This window comes from Natrinema thermotolerans (assembly GCF_031165565.1).
Taxonomy (GTDB): domain Archaea; phylum Halobacteriota; class Halobacteria; order Halobacteriales; family Natrialbaceae; genus Natrinema; species Natrinema thermotolerans.
This window is the reverse complement of the sequence record NZ_CP101873.1, coordinates 1170050-1193823: the sequence shown is the minus strand read 5'-3', so window position 1 is coordinate 1193823 and position 23774 is coordinate 1170050. Positions and strand designations below refer to the sequence as shown.

Genomic DNA, 23774 nt, shown 5'->3' with positions numbered 1-23774 from the left:
TTACGGGACGGGCGGACCCGTTACTGGTAGTCGACCTCCCCCTCGCCTTCACCGACCCACGCGCCGCGATCAGGTTCGCGGGAGGCGAGCGGGTCGATGTCCTTGTACCACGGGACGGCCTTCAACTGCTCTTTGTTGTAGACGAAGTCGTGTTTCGTGTCCGCGGTGAACTCGAAGTTCTCCGTCAGGAGGATGGCGTCGACGGGGCAGACTTCCTCACAGAGCCGACAGTAGATACACTGTCCGATATGGAGGTTGTACTGTTCGCCCTGTCGCTGATCGTTCGTCACGATCTGAATCGTATCGTTCGGACAGACGTTCTCACACTGGCGACACCAGATACACCGCTCCTGACTGAACTTGTGGACGCCGCGAAAGCGCGGCGAGACGTCCGGTGCGGTCTCCGGGTACTCCACCGTGAATGTGGAGCCGTCCAGTGCGTGTTTCATCGTCGTTGCCATCGATTTGAGTATCCCGATCATGCTATCAGCCCCACGATTACCGCGGTCAAGACGAGATTGGCGAAGGCCAACACGAGCAGGCCCTTCCAGCCGATCTCGATCAGTTGGTCGATTCGAACCCGTGGCACCGCCGAGCGCAGCCACTGGGTCGCGAAGAACACCGCCCAGATCTTGATGATGAACCAGACGATGCCCGGCAGGACGGGGCCGGCCGGGCCGCCGAGGAAGATCGTCGCGATGATCGCCCCGCCGAGGAAGATGTGGAGGAACTCCCCGAGGTAGATCAGCACGAAGTAGACCGAGGAGTACTCGGTCTGGTAGCCGGCGACGATCTCGGTCGGTGCCTCCGGCGTGTCGAAGGGGTTGCGACCGACCTCCGCGAAGTTCGCCACCAGAAAGAGGACGAACGCGAAGGGGTTGATCAGCGCGTACCACGTCGGGATGTCGATCCCGGCGATCGTCACGAGCGTTTCGTGTTGCTCGGCGACGATCGTCCCCATCTGCAGCGACCCGGAAAAGATCACGACCGACATCCCGGTGATGACCAGCGGAATCTCGTAGGCGACGTTCTGTGCCACCGCCCGGAGCCCGCCGAGCATCGAGTACTTGTTCGCCGACGCGTAGCCGGCCATCACCAGGCCCAGACTCGCGATCCCCGAGACGGCGAAGACGTACGCCAGTCCGACTTCGGGGTCCGCGAGGTGGATCCCGTTGCCCATCGGGATCACAGCGAAGCCAAGCAGCGCCGACGACGCGACGACGATCGGCGCGAGGTCGTAGGCCGGGCGGTCGGCGTTCTCCGGGATGACCAGTTCCTTCGACAGGAGCCGGACGGCGTCGGCGACGATGATGAAGAGGCCGGCCGGCCCGAGCCGGTTGACCGCGATCCGGTCGGTGAATGCGGCGGTGATCTTTCGCTTCGCCCACGGCCCCGCGACGCCGGTCATCGCCAGCATCAGGTTCCCGATGAGGAAGGCTGCGAGGAAGGCCGCGAGCAACTCGCCGCCGAGCCCGAATCCGTCGAGGCCGGTCAGCTCGCCGATCCGTTCGGGGAGCAAGACCGTGTCCTGCAGCGGCAGCGCCGGCGTCGCGGTCGCTGTCTGTGTGCCGGGCATACTAGCGGTCCACCTCCCCGAGGACGATATCGAGGCTGCCAAGCGACGCGATCAGGTCCGGGATGTACTCGCCTTCGGACATCTCGGGCAGCGCCGAGAGGTTGTGGAAACACGGACTCCGGATCTTGAACCGGCCCGGCTTGTCGGTCCCGTCCGAGCGGATGTAGATCCCGAGTTCTCCCTTCGCGCCCTCGACGCTGCGATAGATTTCCGTGTCCGCGTCCGGCTTCAGCGTCCGCGGCACGTTACTCTGGACAGTGCGTTCGTCCTCCGGCCAGTCCTCGAGCAGGTCGAGACACTGCTCGATGATCTTCGCGGACTCCTCGACCTCCTGCATGCGAACGAGGACCCGAGAGTAGTTGTCACAGCCGTCCTCGGTGACGACGTCCCACTCGAGGTTGTCGTAGTAGCCGTAGGGGTCGTCTCGCCGGAGGTCGTAGTCGATGCCGGAGCCGCGGGCGACAGGGCCGGTACAGCCGTACTGTTTGGCCACTTCCGGTTCCAGGATTCCGGTGTCGTGGGTCCGGACCTGAAAGATCTCGTTGCCGGTCAGCAGGTCGTGGTACTCGTCGACCTTCGCGGGCAGTCCGTCGAGGAAGTCGCGGGTCTTTTCGATGAACTCCTCGCGGGGTTCGGGCAGGTCCCAGGCGACTCCGCCCAACCGGAAGTAGTTGAACATGAGCCGCTGGCCGGTCAGATCCTCGAGGATGTCCTGGACGACCTCGCGGTCGCGCATGCCGTACTGGAAGATGGCGGTAAAGTCGCCGTAGACGTCGAGTGCGAAGGTCGCGAGCGCGAGCATGTGCGAGGCGATCCGGCACAGCTCCGCGCCCATCGTCCGGATGACCTGTGCGTACTCCGGGACGTCGATGTCCGCGAGGTCCTCGGCCGTGCGCGCGTAGGCCCACTCGTTGAGGAGGCCGGCCGAGACGTAGTCCCAGCGGTCGGGGTAGGGCATGATCTGGTGCCGGTAGGTCCCCTGCTGGCACATCTGTTCCTCGCAGCGGTGCAGGTAGCCGATGTCGGGGTCGACGTCGACGACCGTCTCGCCGTCCAGGACCGTCTCGATGTGGAGGACCCCGTGGGTCGCCGGGTGGTGGGGACCGATGTTGAGAAACATCGTGTCCGACTCGTCGTCGTGGTGGTCCGGCTGGACCGGGTTGGCGTGTTCGCTCAGGGTCACCAACTGCGGCTTCTCCTGGTTGTAGTCCTCGGAGAGCGGATGGCCCTGCCAGGTCTCGGGCAGGAGGATCCGTCGCGGATCGGGGTGGCCCTCGTAGTCGATCCCGACGAGGTCGAAGGCCTCCCGCTCGTGCCAGTCGGCGGTCCGAAAGACCGGCTCGGCGCTCTGGCTGACCGGATCGTCGGTGGTCGTCGGGACGACGACCGACACCTCCTGGGTCGGGTCGGCGTACTTCCGGAGGTGGTAGATCGACTCGTACCGGTCGGCGTACTGCTGGGCCGTGAGGTTCGCGAGGTGGTCGAAGCCGGCCTCGTCACGCAGGTCCGAGAGGACCGATTGGACGTCGTCCGGCCGGACGACGAACCCCGGCGCGTTCAGGTGGTCGTCGCGCGCGAGCGCGCGATCGCCGATCAGCGCCTCGAGGTCGTCCTCCGATACCTCGATCGCCGGGTCGCGCTCGAGTCCCGTACTCATGGCGAATCAGCCCAGTTGTAACGCATGACCAGATCCTCCTCGTCGATGTCGTCGGCGAGTTTCTGGACGAGTTCGTCCTGTGGCAGGTCGCCGAACTCCTCGAGTTCGTAGGGCTTGACCACGACGGGCGTGGACTCGCCGTTGCGGATCCGTTCCTGGAGCTTCGCGATGCCGTAGACGAGCGCCTCCGGCCGGGGCGGGCAGCCGGGGACGTGGATGTCGATGGGGATGATCTCCTCGGCGCCCTTGACGACGTTGTACCCCTCCTGAAAGGGGCCCCCGGAGATGGTACACGAGCCCATGCCGACGACGAACTTGGGTTCGGGCATCTGGTCGTAGACCCGCTTCATGCGGGGGCCGAACTTCGAGACGATCGTCCCGGGGACGATCATCACGTCGGCCTGTCGGGGCGAGGCCCGCGGCACGCCGGCCCCGAAGCGGTCCAGGTCGTGTTTGATCGCGTAGGTGTGCATCATCTCGATGCTGCAACACGCGATCCCGAACTGGAGCATGAACATGGAGTTGCCCCGCACCCAGTTCATGAACTTGTCGAACTTCGTGAGGATGAACGGCGTGGAGCCGAAGGCCTCCCGAAGCTTGGAGTTGAAGCGGTCGTCGGCACCCTCACCGATCCGCGAGTCGCGGGTGTCCGTCGACGGTGCGGTGCTGTCGTAGATCGACTGGCGTGGTTGGTCGCTGCTCATTGTCTGTCAGCCTTCAGTTGTTCGGCCGTCCGGGCCCACTGTACTGCGCCTGTGCGCCACGCCCACGCGAGTCCGACCAGCAGGATACCGACGAACAGCAGCATCGGTCCGAGCGCGCGGACGAGCGAGATTTCCGGCGACGCGAGGGCATCCTGGTAGGCAACCGCCCACGGGAACAACAGGACGGTCTCGATATCGAAGACGACGAACAGAAGCGCAACCATGTAGTACTGAATGTTGAACCGGATGCGCGTGCCGCCGGTCGGAATCTCGCCACTCTCGTAGGTGGCGCGTTTGCTCGTTTCGGGCACGGTGGGTCGCAGGAGAGACGATACCGACATCATCCCGAGCGGTATCAGTACCCCGACGAGTGCCAGCGCCCCGATGGCGATCCAATCATTCATCTCCGTAACGTTCGGGGCTTCAAACCGCACGCACATAAGGGTTGATTCTTCGTTTTTCGGGGAAACACGGGCCGAGACGCGACTTCAGCGAACGCGGAACCCTCGTAATTAATCACCTTATACTATATGTGTCCCTATGAATAGCGAACGAACCGGTAACAGGCTATTACTCACGGCCGAAAACGGCCTGTTTAACGGCGCTATGGCGGTAATATCTTCCTGCCGAATCCGTTCGGATGACCGAACGGTCACTGCCGTCGGCAGGCGACGGCGACTACTCCTCTCGATCCCGGAACGCCGGCGTCCCCCGGTCGTGGAGGTCTCGAGAGACGTCGCCGACGCCCGCTCGTAGGTCTTCGTGGTAGGCGACGAGGCGGTCGCGAACCGCGTCGTGTTGCCGGGCGAGGATCTGGGCGGCCGAGAGCGCGGCGTTGAAGGACTTGCCGGCGTCGACCGCGACCAGCGGCGCGCCCGTCGGCATCCCGATGACGCTGTCGACGGACTTCTCCTGGACCGGAACGCCGATCACCGGTAACGGGTACGCGATGGAGGCGGTCATGTTCGGGAGGTCCGCCGACTTCCCACCGGCCCCGGCGATGATCACCTCGAGCCCGCGCTCCTCGGCCGTCTCGGCGTAAGCCGTCATTAAGTCCGGCGTCCGGTGGGCCGAGGTGACGTAGGTCTCGAAGGTGAACCGCTCGTCGGGTGGGCTCTCGAAGTCGGTCTGCTCGGCGAACCCGAGTTCCTCGACGAAGGCATCGTAGGCCCCTCGGCGCTTCCCGCCGGTCATCATCGTCTCGAGGTCGGAATCGCTGCCCATGACGATTCCCACGTCGGGCGTCTCCGCAGTCGGTCGATCCTGGGTCGCTTCCTCGTGTAGCCGGTCGATTAGGTCCTCGACTGCCGATGCGGTCATACGCCGGGGTTTCGTCCCAGCCGCAATGAAAGGAACGGCTTCGCGGTCCGTGTCAGCGCGACCCCTTACAGCCGCCGCGGAGCCGGCTACACTCGGAGCGACGCGTGCGAAGGCAGAGATCGGTCCCCTCGTACTCCTCGGCCAGGACGTCTTCGAGAAGGCTCAGTTCGCGCTGCCCGTAGCCGTCGTTCGCGATGAAATACGGGACGAGCCGTTGCTCGGCGACCCGCCGGCCACACAGCCCGTCGGCTTTGAACGCCTGGACGACATCACGGAGGTCCGCTCTCGTCGGCTCGGGATCGAGGTCGATGCCCGATCCGCGGCCCTCCGAAAGCCGCTCGAAGACGCGTTCGCTATCTATCATGTCCACGCAATAACAGAGCGATCGGTAAAACGCTTTCTACGGTACGGCGCTCGAGACCGTCGTTTCGGGCGAACACGTTCGTAACGATTCCGCGTGGCGTCGCTATTCGAACGTGACGGACTCGCGGAGTGACACCGCCCGCTCCAGCAATTCGTCGACGCCCTCGTCGTCCCGTCCGGTCACCGTCACGTGTCCCATCTTCCGGAGCGGTCTGGCCTCCCGTTTCCCGTACCAGTGGAGGTTCGCGCCGGGCGTCTCGAGGATCTCGTCGAGGTCGCTCAGTTGCGCGGACCGTTCCTCCTCTACGTCGCCGAGCAGGTTCGTCATCACGGTCGGCGAGCGCAGCGCGGTCGAGCCCAGCGGCCAGCCCAGCACGGCCCGGACGTGTTGTTCGAACTGTGAGGTCTGTGCGCCCTCGATCGTCCAGTGGCCGGAGTTGTGCGGGCGCGGGGCGATCTCGTTGAGCAGGACCTCGCCGTCCGAAGCTTCGAAAAATTCGATCCCGTAGACGCCGCGCCCGTCCATCACGTCGAGTACGTCGCGCGCGATCGCGTGGGCGCGTTCGGTGACGGCCTCGATCGAGCGTGCGGGAACGACGGTCTCCCGCAGGATCTCGTCCTCGTGAATGTTCTCGCCGATCGGGAACGTCGCGATTTCGTTGTCGTTGCGAGGTCCGTCCTCGCGATTCGCCGAACGAAGTTCGGCGACTCCCTTGACCGCGATGACCGAGATCTCGCGCTCGAAATCGACGAACGACTCGACCATCGCGGGGCCGGCGACCGACTCGAGGGCGTCTTCTGCCTCTGACTTCGACTCGACGGGGACGTTCCCCCGGCCGTCGTAGCCACCGGTACGGGCTTTGAGCATCACCGGCGCGCCGTAGTCGTCGATCGCCGCTCGGACGTCATCGGCGTCGGAGACCGCGCGGAACGGCGGGACCGGGACGCCCGCGGCCTCGAGTTCGCGTTTCTGGACGAGTTTGTCGTGGATCGTCTCGAGCGTCGCGGGGTCGGGGTGGACGGGGGTCCCCGTCTCCTCGCTGACGCGGTCGAGGACCTGCTGGTCGGCCAGTTCGATCTCGAACGTGAGGACATCGGCCCGCGTCGCGAGGTCGCGGATCGCCGCCTCGTCGTCGAACTCGGCGACGATCTGCTCGCGGGCCACGGGTGCCGCCGGACAGTCCGGCGTCGGATCGAGGACGATCACCTCGACGCCCAGTGGCGCGGCCGCCTCGGCGAGCATTCGCCCGAGCTGTCCTCCACCGACCACGCCGACCGTCGGGCCCGGCGTTCGGAGCGTCGTCATTACGCCCCGATTCTCGTCGCCCGCGCTTAAGAATTCTCAAACACCACCGCTCGCGGGTCCGTTCTCGTATAAAAACCCTCGGGGAGAACACCCGAGTCGGAAACCCGAAGGGAGTATATATCGAGCTGGCAACCCACAGACACGAACATGCAACGACGAGTCTCCCGACGCCGGGTACTCGCCGGGGGCGGCCTCGGCGCGCTCGCGTCGCTCGCGGGCTGTCTCGCGACCGGTCGAGGGGAAACGGAAACCGTCACCGAAACGTTCGACACCGAAGGGATACGCGAGGTGTCGCTCGACACCGAGAACGGCTCGGTCACCGTCGAGGGAGCCGCGGACGACGCGACCGCGCTCGAGATCCGCGGCCATAAGGCCGCCCCCACGGAGGGGTCCCTCGAGTCGCTGACCCTCGAGAGCGAGCGCAGCGACGACCGGCTCACGGTCGAGACCGTCAGCGAGGACGTCCCGTTCCTGATCGGTCCCGATCCGAAATTCGACCTCGAGGCGACGGTGCCGGCCGAGGTGGGCGTGATCCGAGGCGAGACGACCAACGGCGACGTCACCGTCCGGGACGCGACCGGCGAGGTGGTCGCTGAGACGACCAACGGCGATATCGACATCGAAGGGGTCGACGGTGATCTGACCAGCCAAAACACCAACGGTTCGATAACGGTCTCCGAGGTCAGCGGCGACGTTCTGGCGGAGACGACGAACGGCGACATCGACGTAACCCTCGCAGCGGACGGCGGGGACTTGACCGCCGAGACCACCAACGATTCGATCACCGTCCGTACCCCGCCGTCGATCGACGCGACCGTCACCGCATCGGCGACGAACGGTGAAGTGTCGTTCGAGGGGTTCGACGGCGTGACGGCCGACGACGGGGACGACGCGACGGTAACGCTCGGCGACGGCAGCCGGCGGCTCCGTCTCGAGACGACCAACGGCTCCGTGACGGTGCAACGCGAGGCCGACGACTAGTCACGCAGCCGCCGTCGCGGCGGCTCCGTTCGCCATTGGGCGGCCCCGTCGACCGCCGGAGAACGGTACCTCTTTTACCCGCCCTCCCTACCGCTCGCGTATGATCACGCTCGGACTGGTGGTCGCGCAGTTCAACCGCCCGATCACCGAGCAGATGGAGCAGGAGGCCCTCGAAGCGGCCACCGCCGCTGGTGCCGAGGTGTACGAGACGGTCCAGGTCCCCGGCGCGTACGACGCGCCGCTTGCAGCCGACCGGCTCGCGCGCCGTGACGCCGTCGACGCCGTCGCCGTCGTCGGGACCGTCATCACCGGTGACACGGACCACGATCAGGTAATCACCGACGCCACCGCCCAGCGACTCTCCGACGTGAGTCTCGAGCGTGACACGCCCGTGACCCTCGGCGTGACCGGGCCAGGAATGTCCGCCGCGGAGGCCCGCGAACGCGTCGAGAACGCGGCCACAGCCGTCGAGGGGGCGCTCGATCTCGTCGACGAACTACCGGCTTCCGATTCCCAACAATGACGATGGAATTCACCGACCGCGTCTCCCGAGTCGAACCGTCCGCAACGCTTGCCATCTCCGCACTCGCGACCGAACTCGAGAACGAGGGCGCAGACGTCGTCGACCTCTCGGTCGGCGAACCCGACTTCCCCACGCCCGAGAACATCGTCGAGGCGGGGAAGGCGGCGATGGACGCCGGCCACACCGGCTACACCACCTCCGCCGGCATCCTCGAACTGCGCGAAGCGATCGCCGACAAGCTGGCCGCCGACGGCCTCGAACACACGACCGACGAGATCATCGTCACGCCCGGCGCGAAGCAGGCGCTGTACGAGATCGTCCAGGCCCTCGTCGAGGACGGCGACGAGGTCGTCCTGTTAGACCCCGCGTGGGTTTCCTACGAGGCCATGGTCAAGATGGCCGGCGGCGACCTCACCCGCGTCGACCTCGCCGAAACCGACTTCCAGCTCGAGCCCGCCCTCGACGATCTCGCGGCCGCCGTCTCCGACGAGACCGAACTGCTCGTCGTCAACTCCCCCTCGAACCCCACCGGCGCGGTCTACTCCGACGCCGCGCTCGAGGGCGTTCGCGATCTCGCCGTCGAACACGATATCACCGTCATCTCCGACGAGATCTACAAGGAGATCACCTACGGCGTCGAACCGACGAGCCTCGGCACCCTCGAGGGGATGGCCGACCGCACAGTCACCGTCAACGGCTTCTCGAAAGCCTACTCGATGACCGGCTGGCGGCTCGGCTACTTCGCCGGCCCCGAGGAGCTGATCGACCAGGCCGGCAAGCTCCACAGCCATTCGGTCTCCTCGGCCGTGAACTTCGTCCAGCACGCCGGCCTCGAGGCCCTCGAGACCGAGGAACCGGTCGCCGAGATGGTCGACGCCTTCGAGGACCGGCGCGACCTCGTCATCGACCTGCTCGACGACCACGGCGTCGACGTCGCCGAACCCGAGGGGGCGTTCTACATGATGCTGCCGGTCGACGAGGACGATCAAGCGTGGTGCGAGGGCGCGATCGAGGACGCCCACGTCGCTACGGTCCCCGGCAGCGCCTTCGGCACCCCCGGCTACGCGCGGATTTCCTACGCCGCGAGCGAGGAACGGCTCGAGGAGGGTATCGAGCGGCTGGCCGAGGAAGGTTACCTCTAGAAGCGCTGTCTGGATAGATTTCTTCGATCCGTCCTCGATCGACACCGTTCTGTCGGTTATTCAAACCACTTTCACTCCGGTTTAGTTACTATTATTCTTTTTACCGAATCCATTGTTTCTATGGATTGCCCAACGTGTGAAAGGTCACTGAACACCGAGCGAGGAATGCGGCAACATCATACGAAAATCCACGACGAACCGCTCCCGAATCGTACCTGCACGGGGTGTGGGACGGAATTCTACGATCCGAAATCGAGACGCGAGTTCTGCGACGACTGCAATCCCAACGCCGGAGAACACAATGGGAACTGGAAGGATGCAAAAGAGACGACATCGTGTGAGAAGTGTGGTTCGACATTCGAATATTATCCATCGGACAAATCCGGCGTCTACTGTTCGGATTGCGTCGAAAATGCTGACAGCTTTCTCGGAACGCCTTACTACGAATACCACGATATAGCACGTGTAAAACGGGTCTGTGAGTGGTGCGGGCGAATTTCAACCGTCCTCAAATCGAGAGCGGAACGAGAGCCAGTCCGATTCTGTAGCCAAAACTGCCTTAGCCGTTGGTTATCCGACCAATGGGAAGATTCCGACAACGCGTACAACGGCCGATGGAGAGAGATACGACGGCAAGCACTGGAGCGAGACGAACACACGTGCCAACACTGCGGGATTACACGCGACGAGATCGGTCATGAACCGGATGTCCATCACATTACGCCGGTCCGAGAATTCAACGATCCTCAACTGGCACACACCCTTGATAACGTCGTTTGCCTCTGTCGTAGCTGTCACAGATACGCTGAGATCGATATGATAGACACACTTTCACCCTCAACGTCTCAAGAGAAACAATAACTCCTAAACCGTTCTACCCCCAACAGGGAGTTGCCCGTTCAGTCCCGTGGTGTAGTGGCCAATCATATGGGCCTTTGGAGCCCATGACGGCAGTTCGAATCTGCCCGGGACTATTTTCGAAACTCACACTCAGTGACATATACTCGGAGGTTCGAGTCCTCGAGGTGTGAACCCGTTCTGAGATCTCCGGTAGAGTGAGGATAAACAACTGAACGCCGGGGTCGGCTATCTTGATTCAGCGAGAGAATCCCGCCCTTCCCGTGAGTGACGAGTGTTCCGACGCCCAGTCGGAACCGAGGAGCGAACAGGGCGGGAGTGAATCGCGTAAGCTCTGTGCAACAAACCACTCGGTTTCTCCTTGCTGAATACCCCACGTCACAAGAGTTATTTTTCTTGGGTGTCTTGTATCTGCTAAGGCCAAATGGAGTGTCATCTGCAAACAGGGTCGCACACAGTGTACGCACTCCAGTATCACTTCGTGACCGTCACGAAGTACCGAGCCGATATTCTCACAGATGAGCGGCTGGAGCGTGTCGCTGAAATCGCCCACGATATTGCAGATGACTTCGAGGCCGACATCAAGAACGTGGACGGCGGAACCGACCACGTTCACATCCTGTTTCGGACCAAACCAACCACAGACCTCACGAAGTTCATCAACTCGCTCAAAGGCGTCACGTCTCGCCGGATTCGCTCAGAGTTTCCTGAAGTGACACAGACGCTCGAAGATGCGTTCTGGCAACCGGGATACTTCCTCGCCACGACCGGCCAAGTGAGCATCGACGTGCTGATGGACTACGTGGACGACCAGTAGTATGACCGCGACAACCACGAAAACGCTGGAGGCCACGCTCGCCCCGCCGACAGCCCACAAAGAGCGCAAACTGTGCGACCTGCTCGACACCTACCGGGCAGGACTCCACGAGGCATTCGAGGCCAGGTGCGAGACGATGACCGCCACTAGCGATGTAGTGACGCCCTACAACCTGCCGTATCAGGCGAAGGCGGCCCTGTGTAACTACGTTCCGCAACTGCACGGAACCTACGATGCACAGGAGTTGGACGACGATCACCCAGTTCGACTCACCAACCAAGCAGCCGAGTTCGACCACTCACCGGAACGGGACTACGAGTTCACGTGGTGGGTGCCACAGCCCGGTCGCGGGACGAATTTCTGGATACCACTCCGTATCAACCCCGCTCAAGAAGAACTGTGGCACGACCTCGTGGACGGTGAAGCGTCGGCAGGCCAACTCCGCCTGCAACGTCACCGCACGTCGTGGACGCTTCACGTCACCGTCGGGTTCCCGGTCGAAGAACCGAACTACGAACCGACAGACGACGATGTAACACCAGTCGGCTTCGACATTGGCGAAGCACACCTGCTCGCGGGCTGTGCCTGCGAGCAGGGGACTTCGACTGACCCACTGCTCATCAACGGTGGTCGCGCTCGTCACCTTCGCAAAGAGATGCACACGACGCTCAAGCGCCTCCAAGAGCGTGACGCCGCCGAGTGGCGGATTGACGAACGGTTCGACCACTACCAGAACGCACTCACAGACATCATCGAAAAAGCGTCTCGGCAGGCAATCGAGTACGCCTGTCGATTCGAGAAACCAGTCCTCGTGCTGGAAGACCTTTCGGACATCCGCGAAGACCTCGATTACGGTGAGTGGATGAACCGACGCCTCCACGCATGGGCGTTCGCTCGCTTGCAGGAGCGCATCGAGGACAAAGCACGAGAGGCTGGCATCCCGGTCGAATACATCCGCCCGGAGTACACGAGCCAGACGTGCCACGAGTGCGGCCACATCGGGTATCGGGACGGAGATGAGTTCCGGTGTCAGAACGACGAGTGTTGGGTGTCGGAGTACCACGCAGACATCAACGCGGCGGTCAACATCGCTGACCGCCACAACCCGTGGGGTGAGAGCCTGCCGCTGAAACCGGCGGGCGATGACATCTCACGGGATGGGAGCGCCTGTGACAGCGCCGTGACCCACCGAGAGACGAGCGAGAAATCCTCGCAGATGACCCTCTCGACTTTCCACGGGTCGGAACCCTCTGCCAGCAACAGCGAAACTTAGCTGGTATTCCCATGCCGGGAAGCCGCGCCGTTCACGGCGCGGAGGATGTCACTTCGAGACGAGCGTCTCGTCTTTGGCGACCACCTCGTCACGTTTTCGATCGACGAAGAGCGCGTCCTGCCACTCGGGATCGTCAGCATCCGTGTTCTCCGTTCCCGACTCGTCCTCGAGGGCCTCCAGTCTGGCGGCGGTATCGAATTTGGCAGCCGACAGCGACCTGTGGGCCTGCTCGCCGATCACTTCGATCTTGTGCCGGGCGCCTCCGGGGACGTAGACGAACTCCATCGGGCCGATTTCTATGACTTGATGGCTCCCGTCTTCGCGTTCGAGTGTGTACTTGGCTCGCCCCTCGAGACACAGGTTCACTTCATCGAGTCCGGGAACGTGCGTGTGCCAGTCGATCCGTCCGGATGGCTCGAGTTCGAAGTAGAGGAGTCGGAACTCGTTCGTCCTGATGATCAGCGGCGAATGCCGTACGGCCTCGGAATCCGCGCCGTGCGCCGCCGGCGTCTGAACCTTGTACATCGTTTGCTCGGGGAGGTGCTTGTGGGCAAGGTCTTCCGGTGTCAGCTCCGAGTCGTCTTTCTGATCCATGACTAGGTGTCAAACGACGCGAACGGTATTGTTCTTATGCCCCGTCATCAATCGTCGTGAGCGCCGTTCGTGAACGGTGGTGGCGTGTTCTACTGTCGTGTAACAGAGCGAGGTGTCGCTCCAGATGGAGACCGACGCCGACCTGCGCGCTCTCGAGTAGGACTGGCCGGTCAGGGCAACCGTACTGAACGAAACCCGATCGAATACCGCCGACCGGACGGACAGCACATTCGGGAGACCGCTCCGGTCACGGACTCCGATCCGCAATGGCCGAGTGGCCGGCGCTAACAACTCCATAGTAATCCTCGCGTCCTCGAGGAGAGAGGATATGTTCGGAACGAGCGGAATCCGTGGACCGGTCGGTGAAGAGATGACGGCTGCACTCGCGCTCTCGGTCGGTCGTGCCGTGGCCTCCGAGGGCTACGATCGCGTCGTCGTCGGACGAGACGCCCGGGAGAGCGGCGCGGTCCTAACCGATGCGCTGATCGCCGGGGTACGGGAGTGTGGCGCGGACGTTCTCGAGGCCGGCATCGTGCCGACGCCAACGGTCGCCCGAGCGGTCCAGCGGACCGGCGCGGACGCGGGTGTCGTCGTCACGGCCTCGCACAATCCCGCGTCGGACAACGGGATCAAACTTCGGGCTGCCTCCGGGACCGCCTTCGATCTCGAGCAACGCAAGGCGATCGCGACGCGCGTCGAAACCGACGAGTACGACCTCCGCCCCTGGGACGGACACGGGTCGCTCGAATCGCTCGAGGGCGCGCTCGAGCGACATGCGACGGCGGTGGCCGAGTCCGTGTCGATCGACGATCCACCGAGCGTCGTCGTCGATATCGGAAACGGGAACGGGGGGATCACCGCCCGCGTACTCGCGGATCTCGGCTGTGACGTCGTGACGCTGAACGGGCAACGGGACGGGCGCTTTCCGGGCAGGCCGAGCGAGCCGACGCGGGAGACGCTCGGCGACCTGTCGTCGGTCGTGGCGACGACGGCCGCGAGCCTCGGCATTGCACATGACGGCGATGCCGACCGGATGGTAGCCGTCGACGAGACCGGAACGTTCGTCCCGAAAGACGTCCTCCTCGCCCTGTTCGCACGCGAGGCTGCAACCGCGGGCGACACGGTCGCCGTGCCGGTGGGGACGAGCAGGGCCGTCGACGACGCGCTCTCGAGGACCGGTGCCTCGGTGACCCGAACGCGGGTCGGTGACGGCGCAGTGGCGGAACGCGCTGTGCAACCGGGGGTCGTCTTCGGCGGCGAACCCAGCGGCGCGTGGATCTGGCCGGCCGAAACGCCGTGTCCGGACGGGCCGCTCGCGGCGTGCAAACTCGTCGAACTCGTCGCCGCGCGGGGACCGCTCTCGTCGCTCGTCGACGGCGTCGAGACGTATCCAATCCGTCGTACGTCCGTCAGGGTCGACGAGAAACGGGCCGTGATGGACCGGGTTCGCGAGGACGCCCGAGATCGGTACGACGACGTCGATCTGCTCGATGGCGTCTACGTCGGTGTCGACGACGGCTGGTTGCTTCTTCGGGCGAGCGGAACCGAACCGATCATCCGGCTCACGGCCGAGGCACGGGACGAGTTTCGAGCCGAACAACTGGAAGCGGACGGTATCGGACTCCTCGAGAGCGCGATCACGACCGTGTCGGGACTCCGACCGTGAGCGGGATCTCGTGCTGGTCGCGAGTGCGTCGATCGGCCGTTCTCGAGGCCGAGAGCGTGTTTAACGGAGTGATAATGAAGTGATCCGTCTGCGACGTTGCCGGATAGAGACGTGGTGGAACGAACAACGATGCTGCGGTGGGATGTCCGCAGCAGTCGAGCGAACACGAACGTGACAATGAGGGATAATTGAGCCGATGACTCGGACGTTTCGCCGCGACGACGCGACAGCAGGGAGTACCGAGGTCGAATCGACCGGGCTGGAAACGCTGCTCATCGGTATCGATGCTGGGTGTCTTCCGGTTTTCGAGCGATTGTTCGAGGCCGATCGGATACCGACCATCGAACGGCTCTGCACCGAGGGGGTGACTGCGCCCCTCGAGTCGCAGATCCCCCCGTGGACGCCGAGCGCCTGGCCGTCGATCTATACGGGTGTCAACCCCGGGAAACACGGCGTCGTCGGCTTCGTCAGCTACGACGGCTACGACTGGCACGTGACGAGCAACGACGACGTCCGCGAGCATCCCCTGTGGACGCTGTTGGATCGCCACGGCCGCTCGAGCGTCGTCGTCAACGCGCCGGTCACCCACCCGCCCGACGAGTTCGACGGGGCGATGATCCCCGGATTCCTCGGCCCCGAGGACCCGCCGTGTCACCCCGCCGGACTCTTAGACGACGTCCGCGACGCGATCGGCGACTATCGCGTGTACCCGAGCTACACGCGCGACGACGACTCGCTGTCCGACGACGCAAAGATCGAGGAGTACCGATCCCTCGTCCGGATGCGCGGTCGGGCGTTTCGCTACCTCGTCGACGAGTACGACCCGGACTTCGGCTTCGTCCAGTTCCAGAAGACCGACACGGTCTTTCACGAGTTCAGCGGGGAGCAACGACACGTCGATCGCGTCTACGAGACGACCGACGAGCAGATCGGGGCGATCCTCGAGGCCTGCGACCCGGACCGCGTCTTCCTCGTGAGCGACCACGGGATGGGCCAGTACGAGGGCTACGAGTTCCGGGTCAACGAGTATCTGCGCGATATGGGTTACCTCGAGACGACCACCGGCGGCAAGGGAATGCCGTCGTGGACGCCGATGCGGCGGCGACTCCGCGAGGGCGAGACGGTCGACACCTGGGAGCCGGGCACGGTCGCACGCGCGGCCTCGATCGCCGCCCGGTTCGGGATCACCGCCCGCCGCATCAGAGCGGCGCTCGAGCGGGTCGGGCTGGCCGACGTCGCCATCGAGTACGCTCCGGGCGGCGTCTCCAGAACGGCCAACGAACAGGTCGACTTCGCCGAATCGGCAGCTTACGTCCGTGCGCGGACCGAACTCGGGGTCCGCATCAACCTCGAGGGGCGGGATCCGAACGGCGTCGTTCCGCAGTCGGAGTACGAGGAACTGCGCGAGGAACTCATCCGGGCGCTACAGGCCATCGAAACCCCGGACGGGGAGCCGTTCTTCGAGACGGTCGCGCCCCGCGAGCAGTACTTCCACGGCGACGAGATTGAGGAAACGGTCGACATCGTCACGATCCCCGCCGACTTCGACCACATGCTCTCCGAGCAGTTGGCCGACGGCGACTACTTCGGTCCCGCCGAGCCCTGGAATCACAAGCTCGACGGGATCTTCGTCGCGGCGGGCGAGGGGATCGACGAGAGTCCCTCGCTCGAGCGGGCCCACCTCTTCGACGTCGCGCCGACGATCATGGCCGCGATGGGGGTCCCCTACAGCGACCGCATGGACGGCAGCGTCGTTCCCGTCGTCGACTCCGTGGGGTCGGCCACCTATCCGGCGTACGCGGATCGGGACGACGAGTCCCGGCCGGCGACGGACGAGGCGGTAACCGATCGGTTGGCCGACCTCGGCTACATGAACTGAGTCGCTGACGGTTCGGGCCGTTGCAAGCCGCTTATGCGTGGTATAAGTATAGGTAGGCGGCCCCGACGACCGAATACGATATCTGGATCGCAATGGGAGTTATCGCAGAAGTCCATCTCGTCCACGACGATCTGCCGCTGGTACCGACGATCGAGCGCTGTTCCGGCGTGCCGATCCGATACGAGTACGAGACGACGGTCGACGAGCGACGACTGCAGTTCGTCTCCGCGTTCAGCGATGAACATGCCCCCCTCGAGGAAGCGATGGCCGCCGATCCGACCGTCTCGAATCCGACGCGTGTCGCCGCGTTCGACAATCGGGCGATCTATCGCGTCGCCGTCGATACCGACCTCGAGATCGTGCCCGATCGCTGTGCTGCGGCCGGGCTGTTCGTCTTCACGATCGCGAGCGACGAGGGCGGCTGGGTCACGCGGGTTTCCCTTCCCGACCGGGACGCGCTGTCCGCGTTCCGCGCCCACTGTCGCGACCGTGGGATCTCGTTTCGCGTGAACCAACTGTACGATTCGTCGGTCTCGGACGACCGGACCTACTTCCTGACCGACCGACAGTACGAGATCCTCATGATGGCCTACTACGACGACTATTTCGAGGTGCCACGCGGGGTCACACAGGACGACCTCGCCGAACGGCTCGGGGTTTCGGATTCGGCGGTCTCCCAGCGGCTTCGGCGAGCGATTTCGACGCTGATCGGTGCCACGATCGAAAACGGCCGCCCGCCCGAAGCGTTCGAGAACGATTGCGGTTGAACAATTGGTTAGAAAATGACACTAGTTTACATCGGAGACGATATTGGGTCCACTATGGTCGACCGGAATACGCCTCAAAGAGGCCCAATAGCGGCCCTTATCGGCAGTCGGATTTCCGAAGCCCCGAATCGAAGACACGAATATACGGGTATCCAGTTACTGTCGGTTAACTAATAGTTCTCGCGATCAGTTCGGGGTGATCGGCTCTCGAACTTAAAAGCTTGCCATCCGAATCCATAGATACTGGACCCCATCATCACTCAGGAAAGAGTGACTCTCAATGTCGGATGGAAATGATCTGCAGCGCTCGAATCGTACCAGTTCTCGTCGTTCTCAGTCGGCCGCCAGGGAGGACGGTCGGCGATCCCTCGAGGAGGTAAGTTCACGGACACGCTCGCGTCGCCGGTTCCTGGGAGGGGCGGTCGCGGCGTGTGTCGCCGGAGTCGGACTCACGTCGACTGTCAGTGCATCGACGGATCCGTACAGCCAGTATTACGACGACTACGCGACCGTCGTCGACGTGACCGAGGCCGGGGCGGACGCGACGGGCACCGAGTCGATCACGCCCGTTCTCGAGGAGCTTCGGGGTGACGACACGCTACTCGTGTTCCCGGAGGGGGAGTACTTCATGGACGAACAGTTCAGGTTCACGGGGTTCGAGAACTTCGGCGTCGTCGGCGAGAACGCGACGCTGATTCCGGCGAACTACCACGACTTCGACGGCCCCCAGTATCGGTTGTTCCGCCTCGGCGTCTCGTACAGTCCCGGGGGTCACCTCCGCTTCGAGGGGTTCGACGTCGATCAGTCGGCTCCCGAGACGGGGATCCGAACGATCGAGGCCTACGCGTCAGACCGCCTCGAGGTGCGTGACGTGACGGTTCGGGGCTTCCACGACAGCGGGACGTGGGGGCCGGGGCTGTTCAACGTCACCGACCCCGACGGTCGGGGGATCGTCGAGCGGTTCCGAGCGCCGGACGGCGGCGCGTGGGTGGAAAACACCCCGAACGCGGGCAACCGCTGGCGCGGCCCGATCGGGATCGAAGCGAACCAGAACGCGGGCACGCTCGAGTTCAGACACTGCTGGCTCGGCGGGTTTCCGAACAACGGGCTCTACGCCGCGGGCGGTGACGGGACGATCATCGTCAACGGCGGTTGGTTCCGGAACAGCAACGGTGCGAACGTCCGCGTCGGCGGCCGAGACAGCGAGATCCGATGGCCGACCGTCGAAGTCGATTCGACGCGTCCGGAAGACGTGTCCCAGCGGGGCATCCGGATCGAAAGCGGACGGAACATCGAGATCCACGGTGCCGCCGTGGAAATCACCTCGCCCAAACCGACCAGTCACGCGATTTCGGTGATGAACACCTGTGAGAGCGCACGGATCGACAACACCCGCCTGCACCTCGAAGGGTCGGACGTGAACCACGGCATCGTCGTCTCCCCCGAATGCGGGGAGGCGACGATCGTCGAGACGGAGATCACCCACGAAACGGCGGGCGGCTATCCGCTCTGGATTCGGGACAGCGGCAGGACCGAGCAGATACTCGCCGAATACCTCACGATCACGGGGCAGGCGGGCGACGCCAGCGGCTTCCGAGACGGGATCCGCTGTGAACGCGACAACTGTCGGTTCAGCCACGTCGATGTCGCCCAGCATGGGCGCGACGGGGTGGACCGAAACGCCATCGTCAACACGGGGGCGGACCTGACGGTCTATGAGAGCGATCTCCGCGCCAGTCAGTATCCGTTCGTCGATCTCGGTTCCGACGCACTCGTTCGCGACTCGACGCTCGAGTCGTCGGGCGGTCACGAGGCGGTCTGTCTCTACTCCTCGTCAACGAATCCGACGTTCAAGAAGAACCGGCTGGTCGACGGGATTCGCGACCTCGGTGCAAGCGGCGTCACGACCTGGGAGAACACGTACCAGTAACGAGCGCCCGGGTTCGGGGCCGCGGCGAGGTGGCAGCTACCGGTCGGCGATTCCGGTTCCATGCCGCCGCTTGGCCCCGTTTAACGCCCGTATAATAACGCCACGCTGTCGCCACCGTCTCGCTACAGTGACTCCGTCGGACCGAGGCCGATCGTTGGCGAGAGGGGCGGTCGACCGTCCCGGGGGGAGACCGTGAACAGGAGTATCGCGAGCGGCGTCGTTTCGGTCGTCAGTGCCAAAGTAGTCGTTCTCGTCGTCACTGCGCTCTCGACGCCGCTTTTGTACCGGCTGCTCGGTGCAGCGGCCTTCGGCGAGTACGCGTTTTTGCTGTCGGTCTTCGCGATCTACATGATCTTCGTCAGCTCCGGCGTCACCGACGGCGTCCGGAAATTCCTCGCGGAGGACCGCGCCGCGGCCAACTGGAGCGAACACGTCGTCGGCTTCTACCTGCGGCTGGCGATCTCGCTCTCGGTCCTCGGGGCCCTCCTGCTAGTGGTTGCGACGCGGGTCGGACTCGTCAGTCGGGCGTTCGGACCCGAACTGACGAGCTATTTCTACGTCCTCGCTACACTCGTCGTGACGGCGCAGTTCCGCGATTACGCCCGGAAGACGCTCATGGGCTTCGGCCTCGAGCGGTACTCGGAACCGCTGAAGATCATCGACAAGGTCGGATTCGTCGTCGTTGCAGTGCCGCTGGTTTACCTCGGTGCCGGGGTGTTCGGCGCGCTTGCAGGGCAGTTGGTCGCGAGTACGCTCGTTGCTGCCATCGGGTTAGCCCTCGTCCATCGGCGGGTCTCGTTGTCGTGTCTCTTCAGTCGCCCGACGGAGCGGTTTCCCCGGAGACAGATGCTCACGTTCAACTCGATGAGCATCGCCCTGGTCTTCCTGTTGATGTCGCTCTATCACATCGACATCGTGATGCTCCAGCGGTTCACGGAGAGTTCCGCGGTCGGAAACTACAAGGCGGCGCTCACGCTCGCCGAGTTCCTCTGGTTTATCCCGATGGCCCTTCAGACGGTGTTCGTCCACTCGACATCGGAACTATGGTCCCAAAACCGGCTCCGGGAGATTTCGGATCTCGCGTCCCGGACGACGCGGTACACGTTCTTGCTGACGGCCGTCATGGCGGTCGGTCTCGCGGCGTTAGCTGATATCGCCGTGCCGATCTACTTCGGCGCGGATGCCACGCCGGCGATCACGCCCCTGTTGCTGTTACTTCCCGGATCGCTCGGCTTTGCCCTTGCACGCCCGATCCTGGCGATCTCACAGGGGAAGGGTATGCTCCGATATCCGGTCGCGGCCACCGGCGTTGCGGCCGTGATCAACGTCGTCCTCAACGTCGCTCTGATCCCCCGCTTCGGAATGCACGGTGCCGCTGTCGCGACCAGCGTCGGATACGGATCGATGTTTCTGTTCCACTGTTGGAGCGCTCGACTGGTCGGCTTCGATCCCCTCTCGGACGCCCGGCTCGGGCGTTCGATACTGGCGACCGTCCTCGCAGCCGTCCCGATCGTCACCCTCTCGACGGTCATCGGGAACCCGTGGCTCGCACTCGCGGTCGTTCCGCCCGCCGGCTTCGTGATCTTCGTCGTGTTCGCACTGCTCGTCGGCGCACTCGATCCGGCCGAGCCCTTCGAGGTGCTGTCGACGTTCCCCGACCCGCTCGGCGCGAAGGCGGACGCAATACGCGGTTGGCTCGCGGCCGGCGGGACGAAACAACGGGAGCAAAACAGGTTACACAGTCTGCTGTTCGTCGTCGGATTATCCCTGCTCGTCTCGGGGCTCACACTGGGGCTACTCGGCTCCGGGATCGAGAGCGTCGCGCCCTGACCGAGTCGGTACGTACCACGGACTCTCGAGCCCGGTTACCCCTTCCAATCGATCACTGTCGTGATACCGGAGCCGTCGAGACGTCCGGACAGCTGCGTACGTACCCGATCCTGCGCGTGTCCGGTGTTACTGGATCTGGGTCTCGAGGCTGTCGCTTTCGGCCATGTCGAACACCATCGCCAGCAGGAGAAACGCCGTTCCGGCGACGAACAACAGCAGGCTCGTCACGCTCCCGACGGCCGGTGTGCCGGGACTCGAGAGCGCGGCAGAGACGACCGCGCCGACGCCGAGGACGCCGGTCGTCGCCGTCGCCGCTCCGAAGAGGTAAAACAGTGCGAGCGGGTGGAAGTCCAATACGAGGTACTTCGTTTTCAGCCGCCACAGGAAGTTGCGAAGCAACATCGACGAGACCTTGGGAATGTACCGCCGATACGTAATACTCGACTCCTCGTCGCCGTAGACGGCCGGCATCGCCACGTCGGCGACGCGCATCCCGTGGACGTTTAGCTTCACCAGCAGATCGTTGCAGTAGCCGTAGTACTCGTAGAGGTTCTCGACCTCGATCGCCGCGAGGGCGTCGTGGGAGATCGCCGTATATCCGTTCTGGGGGTCCATCGTTTTCCAGTAGCCGGAGGCGATCTTCGTCAGGAAGGTCAGAACCGCGTTGCCCACGAACCGAAATCGTGGCATCGCGTCCCGGTACTCCCGGGACAGGAGCCGGTTGCCCTTCGCGTAGTCGGCCCCACCGTCGACGATCGGATCGAGGAGCCGCTGCATCTGTGAGAGGTCCATCTGCCCGTCGGCGTCGACGGTGACCGTCGCGTCCACGCCGTCCGCGAGCGCGGCGAGATAGCCGGTCTTGATCGCCCCGCCGGCACCGCGGTTTTCCGTGTGCTTGATCGGGACGACGCGGCCGATGGCGTCGTGGACCGCCGCCCGGTTCGTGAGCGCGGACGCACCGCCGTCGGCCACGAGCCGATCGACGGTCTCGCCGTCGCCGCGCTCGGCCGCGGTCGCGTCCGCCCGGGCAGCCTCGCGGATCTCGTCCCAGGTGCCGTCCGTCGACCGATCGTCGATCGCGTAGATCCGATCGACGTACGCGGGCATCTCGCGGATCACGTCACCGACGAACCCCTCCTCGTTGTAGGCGGGCAACACGACGCCGACGCTCGCGTTCCGGTACATCAGCGATCGCCTCCGCTCGTCCTCTCCAGCAGGTCGGTCGCGGTGACGACGTCGACGTCTTGCGTGTCGACGTACTCGAGCAGGTCCGCGAACGCGCGCTCGCTCATCCCGTTCTCGCCGATGTGTTCGAAGTGCAAGACCGCGAGCTGTCCGTACTCGGCGGCGAAGTCGACGTAGGATTTCGTCACGTCGCCGGCATCGCCGGCGAAGAAACCCGCGTTGTGTGGGTCGGTAAGCGGCAACCCGTTCGGACCGCCACCGAACCGGAACGCCTGCTCGTGGTACTCCCGGACGAGATCGCGGGCGGTCGAGCCCAGGACGTTTCGCGGCGTGACGAAGTGCTTCGCACCGTCCGCGAAGCCGCGGCTCTCGAGGGCCGCTTTCGTCCCCCGAATCAGCTCGTCCTGTGTTTCCGGCGGGAACTCGTCGAGGGACCGCGCGCCGGTTCGCGGCCGGGCCGCCATATCCCAGCCCGCGGCATCGAGTTCGGAGAGTGCAGCGTTCGTGAGCCGTCCCGTTTCGCCGACGGCCTCCGGGATGACTGCTTCGACGCCCGCGAAGCCGTACGCCTGCAGCTGCTCGAACGTGGCCGTGTAGTGGCTCTCGAGCGTGCCGTCGAACAGGAGCATGACCGCGCCGGTTTCGGGACGGTCGACCGCACGAAGGTCGTCGACCCGACAGTCGATCGGGCCGGTTGAGTCGGCACGACGGCGGGCGATCAGCCGTACCTCCCGGACGTCGGTCAGGTCGGGCTGGCCCTCGACCCGATCGGTCCCGAAGTCGACCCGGACCCACCGATCGGTCGGTCCAACGAGCGTACGCTGCATGGCGTGGACGTTGCGCGAGTTCGGTGCGAACAACTCGAGCGTGAGGTGCAGCTGTTCGCGGCCGGTGAAGCTGACGGCAAGCGAGAGGCTCTTGTCGCTCAGATCCAGTCCGTCCGGAATCGTCCTGTAGACGGCTGCATACTCGGTATCCTCGGCGGCCGTGAGGTGGGCCGACTGCGAGCCGACGTACGGGTCGGCCGTCCCGGCCTCGAGTTGCCCGGCGTCGATCATCGGCGTCCATCGGCCGAGATCCTCGAAGCGGTCGATCGGGTCCCCCGGAAGGGACAGTCGGTCGCCGGCCTCGTCGCCGTCGTTCCCGTCGCTCGACTGGGATGTCGCCGGCTCGCCGTCCGCGCCACGCCACTCCCGCATCTGCGAGAGACAGCCGGCGAGGCCGAGCGTTCCGGCCGCTGCAACCGTCGTTACGAACGATCGGCGGTTTCTGTTCGTCATCGACCGCGTCGACGAACCGTTCGCCCTTGCTTATACGGCTATTAGTGCGGGCATCACGATCGAACGCCGTCGATCTCGAGCCGGCCGGTCGCCGAGGGGGCGAGTCGACGCGGCCGCAGCCGT

At 64.4% G+C, this 23774-nt stretch carries 22 protein-coding genes and 1 tRNA gene; 12 read left to right on the top strand and 11 right to left on the bottom strand.

All coding sequences use genetic code 11. From position 1 onward, the window contains the following. Window positions 1-20: 20 nt before the first annotated feature. From NP511_RS06135 to purK, 8 genes are all read right to left on the bottom strand, one after another. Entirely contained in the window at window positions 21-482 is a 462-nt protein-coding gene (locus NP511_RS06135; RefSeq protein WP_006181257.1) for a NuoI/complex I 23 kDa subunit family protein, read from the bottom strand. Next, entirely contained in the window at window positions 479-1576 is a 1098-nt protein-coding gene (locus tag NP511_RS06130; RefSeq protein WP_006650278.1) for a complex I subunit 1/NuoH family protein, read from the bottom strand. The genes NP511_RS06135 and NP511_RS06130 overlap by 4 nt, the downstream gene beginning before the upstream one ends. 1 nt (window position 1577) lies before the next feature. Next, window positions 1578-3233, bottom strand: a complete 1656-nt coding sequence (locus NP511_RS06125) for an NADH-quinone oxidoreductase subunit D (protein ID WP_049964830.1) — start codon at window positions 3231-3233, stop codon at window positions 1578-1580. Continuing rightward, complete coding sequence (locus NP511_RS06120) at window positions 3230-3937, bottom strand: NADH-quinone oxidoreductase subunit B (RefSeq protein ID WP_006650280.1); 708 nt, start codon at window positions 3935-3937, stop codon at window positions 3230-3232. Before NP511_RS06120 ends, NP511_RS06125 begins: the two co-directional genes overlap by 4 nt. Continuing rightward, on the bottom strand, window positions 3934-4341 hold the full coding sequence (locus tag NP511_RS06115; RefSeq protein ID WP_006650281.1) for an NADH-quinone oxidoreductase subunit A: 408 nt from the start codon (window positions 4339-4341) through the stop codon (window positions 3934-3936). Before NP511_RS06115 ends, NP511_RS06120 begins: the two co-directional genes overlap by 4 nt. A 274-nt stretch (window positions 4342-4615) precedes the next feature. After that, window positions 4616-5257, bottom strand: coding sequence for an AIR carboxylase family protein (locus NP511_RS06110; protein ID WP_049964829.1), 642 nt, complete (start codon window positions 5255-5257; stop codon window positions 4616-4618). Window positions 5258-5309: 52 nt separating this feature from the next. Beyond that, window positions 5310-5621: a hypothetical protein gene (locus tag NP511_RS06105; protein WP_006650283.1), complete on the bottom strand. Its 312-nt coding sequence runs from the start codon at window positions 5619-5621 to the stop codon at window positions 5310-5312. Window positions 5622-5723: 102 nt separating this feature from the next. Further along, window positions 5724-6926 (bottom strand): 5-(carboxyamino)imidazole ribonucleotide synthase, encoded by a 1203-nt coding sequence (purK, locus tag NP511_RS06100; protein ID WP_049964828.1) that lies wholly within the window; start codon window positions 6924-6926, stop codon window positions 5724-5726. A gap of 147 nt (window positions 6927-7073) precedes the next feature. Here purK and NP511_RS06095 point away from each other — a divergent pair, with 147 nt between their 5' ends. The 7 genes from NP511_RS06095 to NP511_RS06065 all read left to right on the top strand — a co-directional run bounded on the left by NP511_RS06095 (window position 7074) and on the right by NP511_RS06065 (window position 12520). Next, window positions 7074-7907 carry a DUF4097 family beta strand repeat-containing protein gene (locus tag NP511_RS06095; RefSeq protein ID WP_049964827.1) on the top strand — a complete coding sequence of 278 codons (834 nt, stop codon included), beginning with the start codon at window positions 7074-7076 and terminating at the stop codon, window positions 7905-7907. Between the two features lie 100 nt (window positions 7908-8007). After that, window positions 8008-8430: a 6,7-dimethyl-8-ribityllumazine synthase gene (ribH, locus tag NP511_RS06090; RefSeq protein WP_006650286.1), complete on the top strand. Its 423-nt coding sequence runs from the start codon at window positions 8008-8010 to the stop codon at window positions 8428-8430. Next, window positions 8427-9572, top strand: a complete 1146-nt coding sequence (locus tag NP511_RS06085; protein ID WP_049964826.1) for a pyridoxal phosphate-dependent aminotransferase — start codon at window positions 8427-8429, stop codon at window positions 9570-9572. Before ribH ends, NP511_RS06085 begins: the two co-directional genes overlap by 4 nt. 120 nt (window positions 9573-9692) lie before the next feature. Further along, entirely contained in the window at window positions 9693-10433 is a 741-nt protein-coding gene (locus tag NP511_RS06080; protein WP_084158243.1) for an HNH endonuclease, read from the top strand. Between the two features lie 40 nt (window positions 10434-10473). Then, window positions 10474-10546, top strand: a tRNA-Gln gene (locus NP511_RS06075). Window positions 10547-10854: 308 nt separating this feature from the next. Next, window positions 10855-11247, top strand: a complete 393-nt coding sequence (gene tnpA, locus NP511_RS06070; protein ID WP_049964824.1) for an IS200/IS605 family transposase — start codon at window positions 10855-10857, stop codon at window positions 11245-11247. A gap of 1 nt (window position 11248) precedes the next feature. After that, a complete protein-coding gene (locus NP511_RS06065) occupies window positions 11249-12520 on the top strand; it encodes an RNA-guided endonuclease TnpB family protein (protein ID WP_049964823.1) in 1272 nt (423 codons plus the stop codon). Between the two features lie 48 nt (window positions 12521-12568). On the opposite strand, the gene NP511_RS06060 is transcribed toward NP511_RS06065, so the two are convergent. Continuing rightward, the gene (locus NP511_RS06060; protein ID WP_049964822.1) at window positions 12569-13114 is read right to left on the bottom strand and encodes a cupin domain-containing protein; all 546 of its coding nucleotides are present in this window, start codon (window positions 13112-13114) and stop codon (window positions 12569-12571) included. Window positions 13115-13442: 328 nt separating this feature from the next. On the opposite strand from NP511_RS06060, the gene glmM reads away from it, so the two are divergent. The 5 genes from glmM (at window position 13443) to NP511_RS06035 (ending at window position 21186) form a co-directional block, all read left to right on the top strand. Then, window positions 13443-14780 carry a phosphoglucosamine mutase gene (glmM, locus tag NP511_RS06055; RefSeq protein WP_049964821.1) on the top strand — a complete coding sequence of 446 codons (1338 nt, stop codon included), beginning with the start codon at window positions 13443-13445 and terminating at the stop codon, window positions 14778-14780. 196 nt (window positions 14781-14976) lie between these two features. Beyond that, window positions 14977-16659 carry an alkaline phosphatase family protein gene (locus NP511_RS06050; RefSeq protein WP_049964820.1) on the top strand — a complete coding sequence of 561 codons (1683 nt, stop codon included), beginning with the start codon at window positions 14977-14979 and terminating at the stop codon, window positions 16657-16659. A gap of 92 nt (window positions 16660-16751) precedes the next feature. After that, on the top strand, window positions 16752-17426 hold the full coding sequence (locus NP511_RS06045; RefSeq protein WP_006181242.1) for a helix-turn-helix domain-containing protein: 675 nt from the start codon (window positions 16752-16754) through the stop codon (window positions 17424-17426). A 280-nt stretch (window positions 17427-17706) separates the two neighbouring features. Beyond that, window positions 17707-19356 (top strand): right-handed parallel beta-helix repeat-containing protein, encoded by a 1650-nt coding sequence (locus tag NP511_RS06040; protein WP_233274313.1) that lies wholly within the window; start codon window positions 17707-17709, stop codon window positions 19354-19356. Window positions 19357-19548: 192 nt separating this feature from the next. Next, window positions 19549-21186: a flippase gene (locus NP511_RS06035; RefSeq protein WP_049964819.1), complete on the top strand. Its 1638-nt coding sequence runs from the start codon at window positions 19549-19551 to the stop codon at window positions 21184-21186. Between the two features lie 126 nt (window positions 21187-21312). Here NP511_RS06035 and NP511_RS06030 read toward each other — a convergent pair whose 3' ends face one another. Then, window positions 21313-22371, bottom strand: coding sequence for a glycosyltransferase family 2 protein (locus NP511_RS06030; protein WP_049964818.1), 1059 nt, complete (start codon window positions 22369-22371; stop codon window positions 21313-21315). Beyond that, window positions 22371-23651: a polysaccharide deacetylase family protein gene (locus NP511_RS06025; protein WP_049964817.1), complete on the bottom strand. Its 1281-nt coding sequence runs from the start codon at window positions 23649-23651 to the stop codon at window positions 22371-22373. Before NP511_RS06025 ends, NP511_RS06030 begins: the two co-directional genes overlap by 1 nt. Window positions 23652-23774 lie beyond the last annotated feature (123 nt).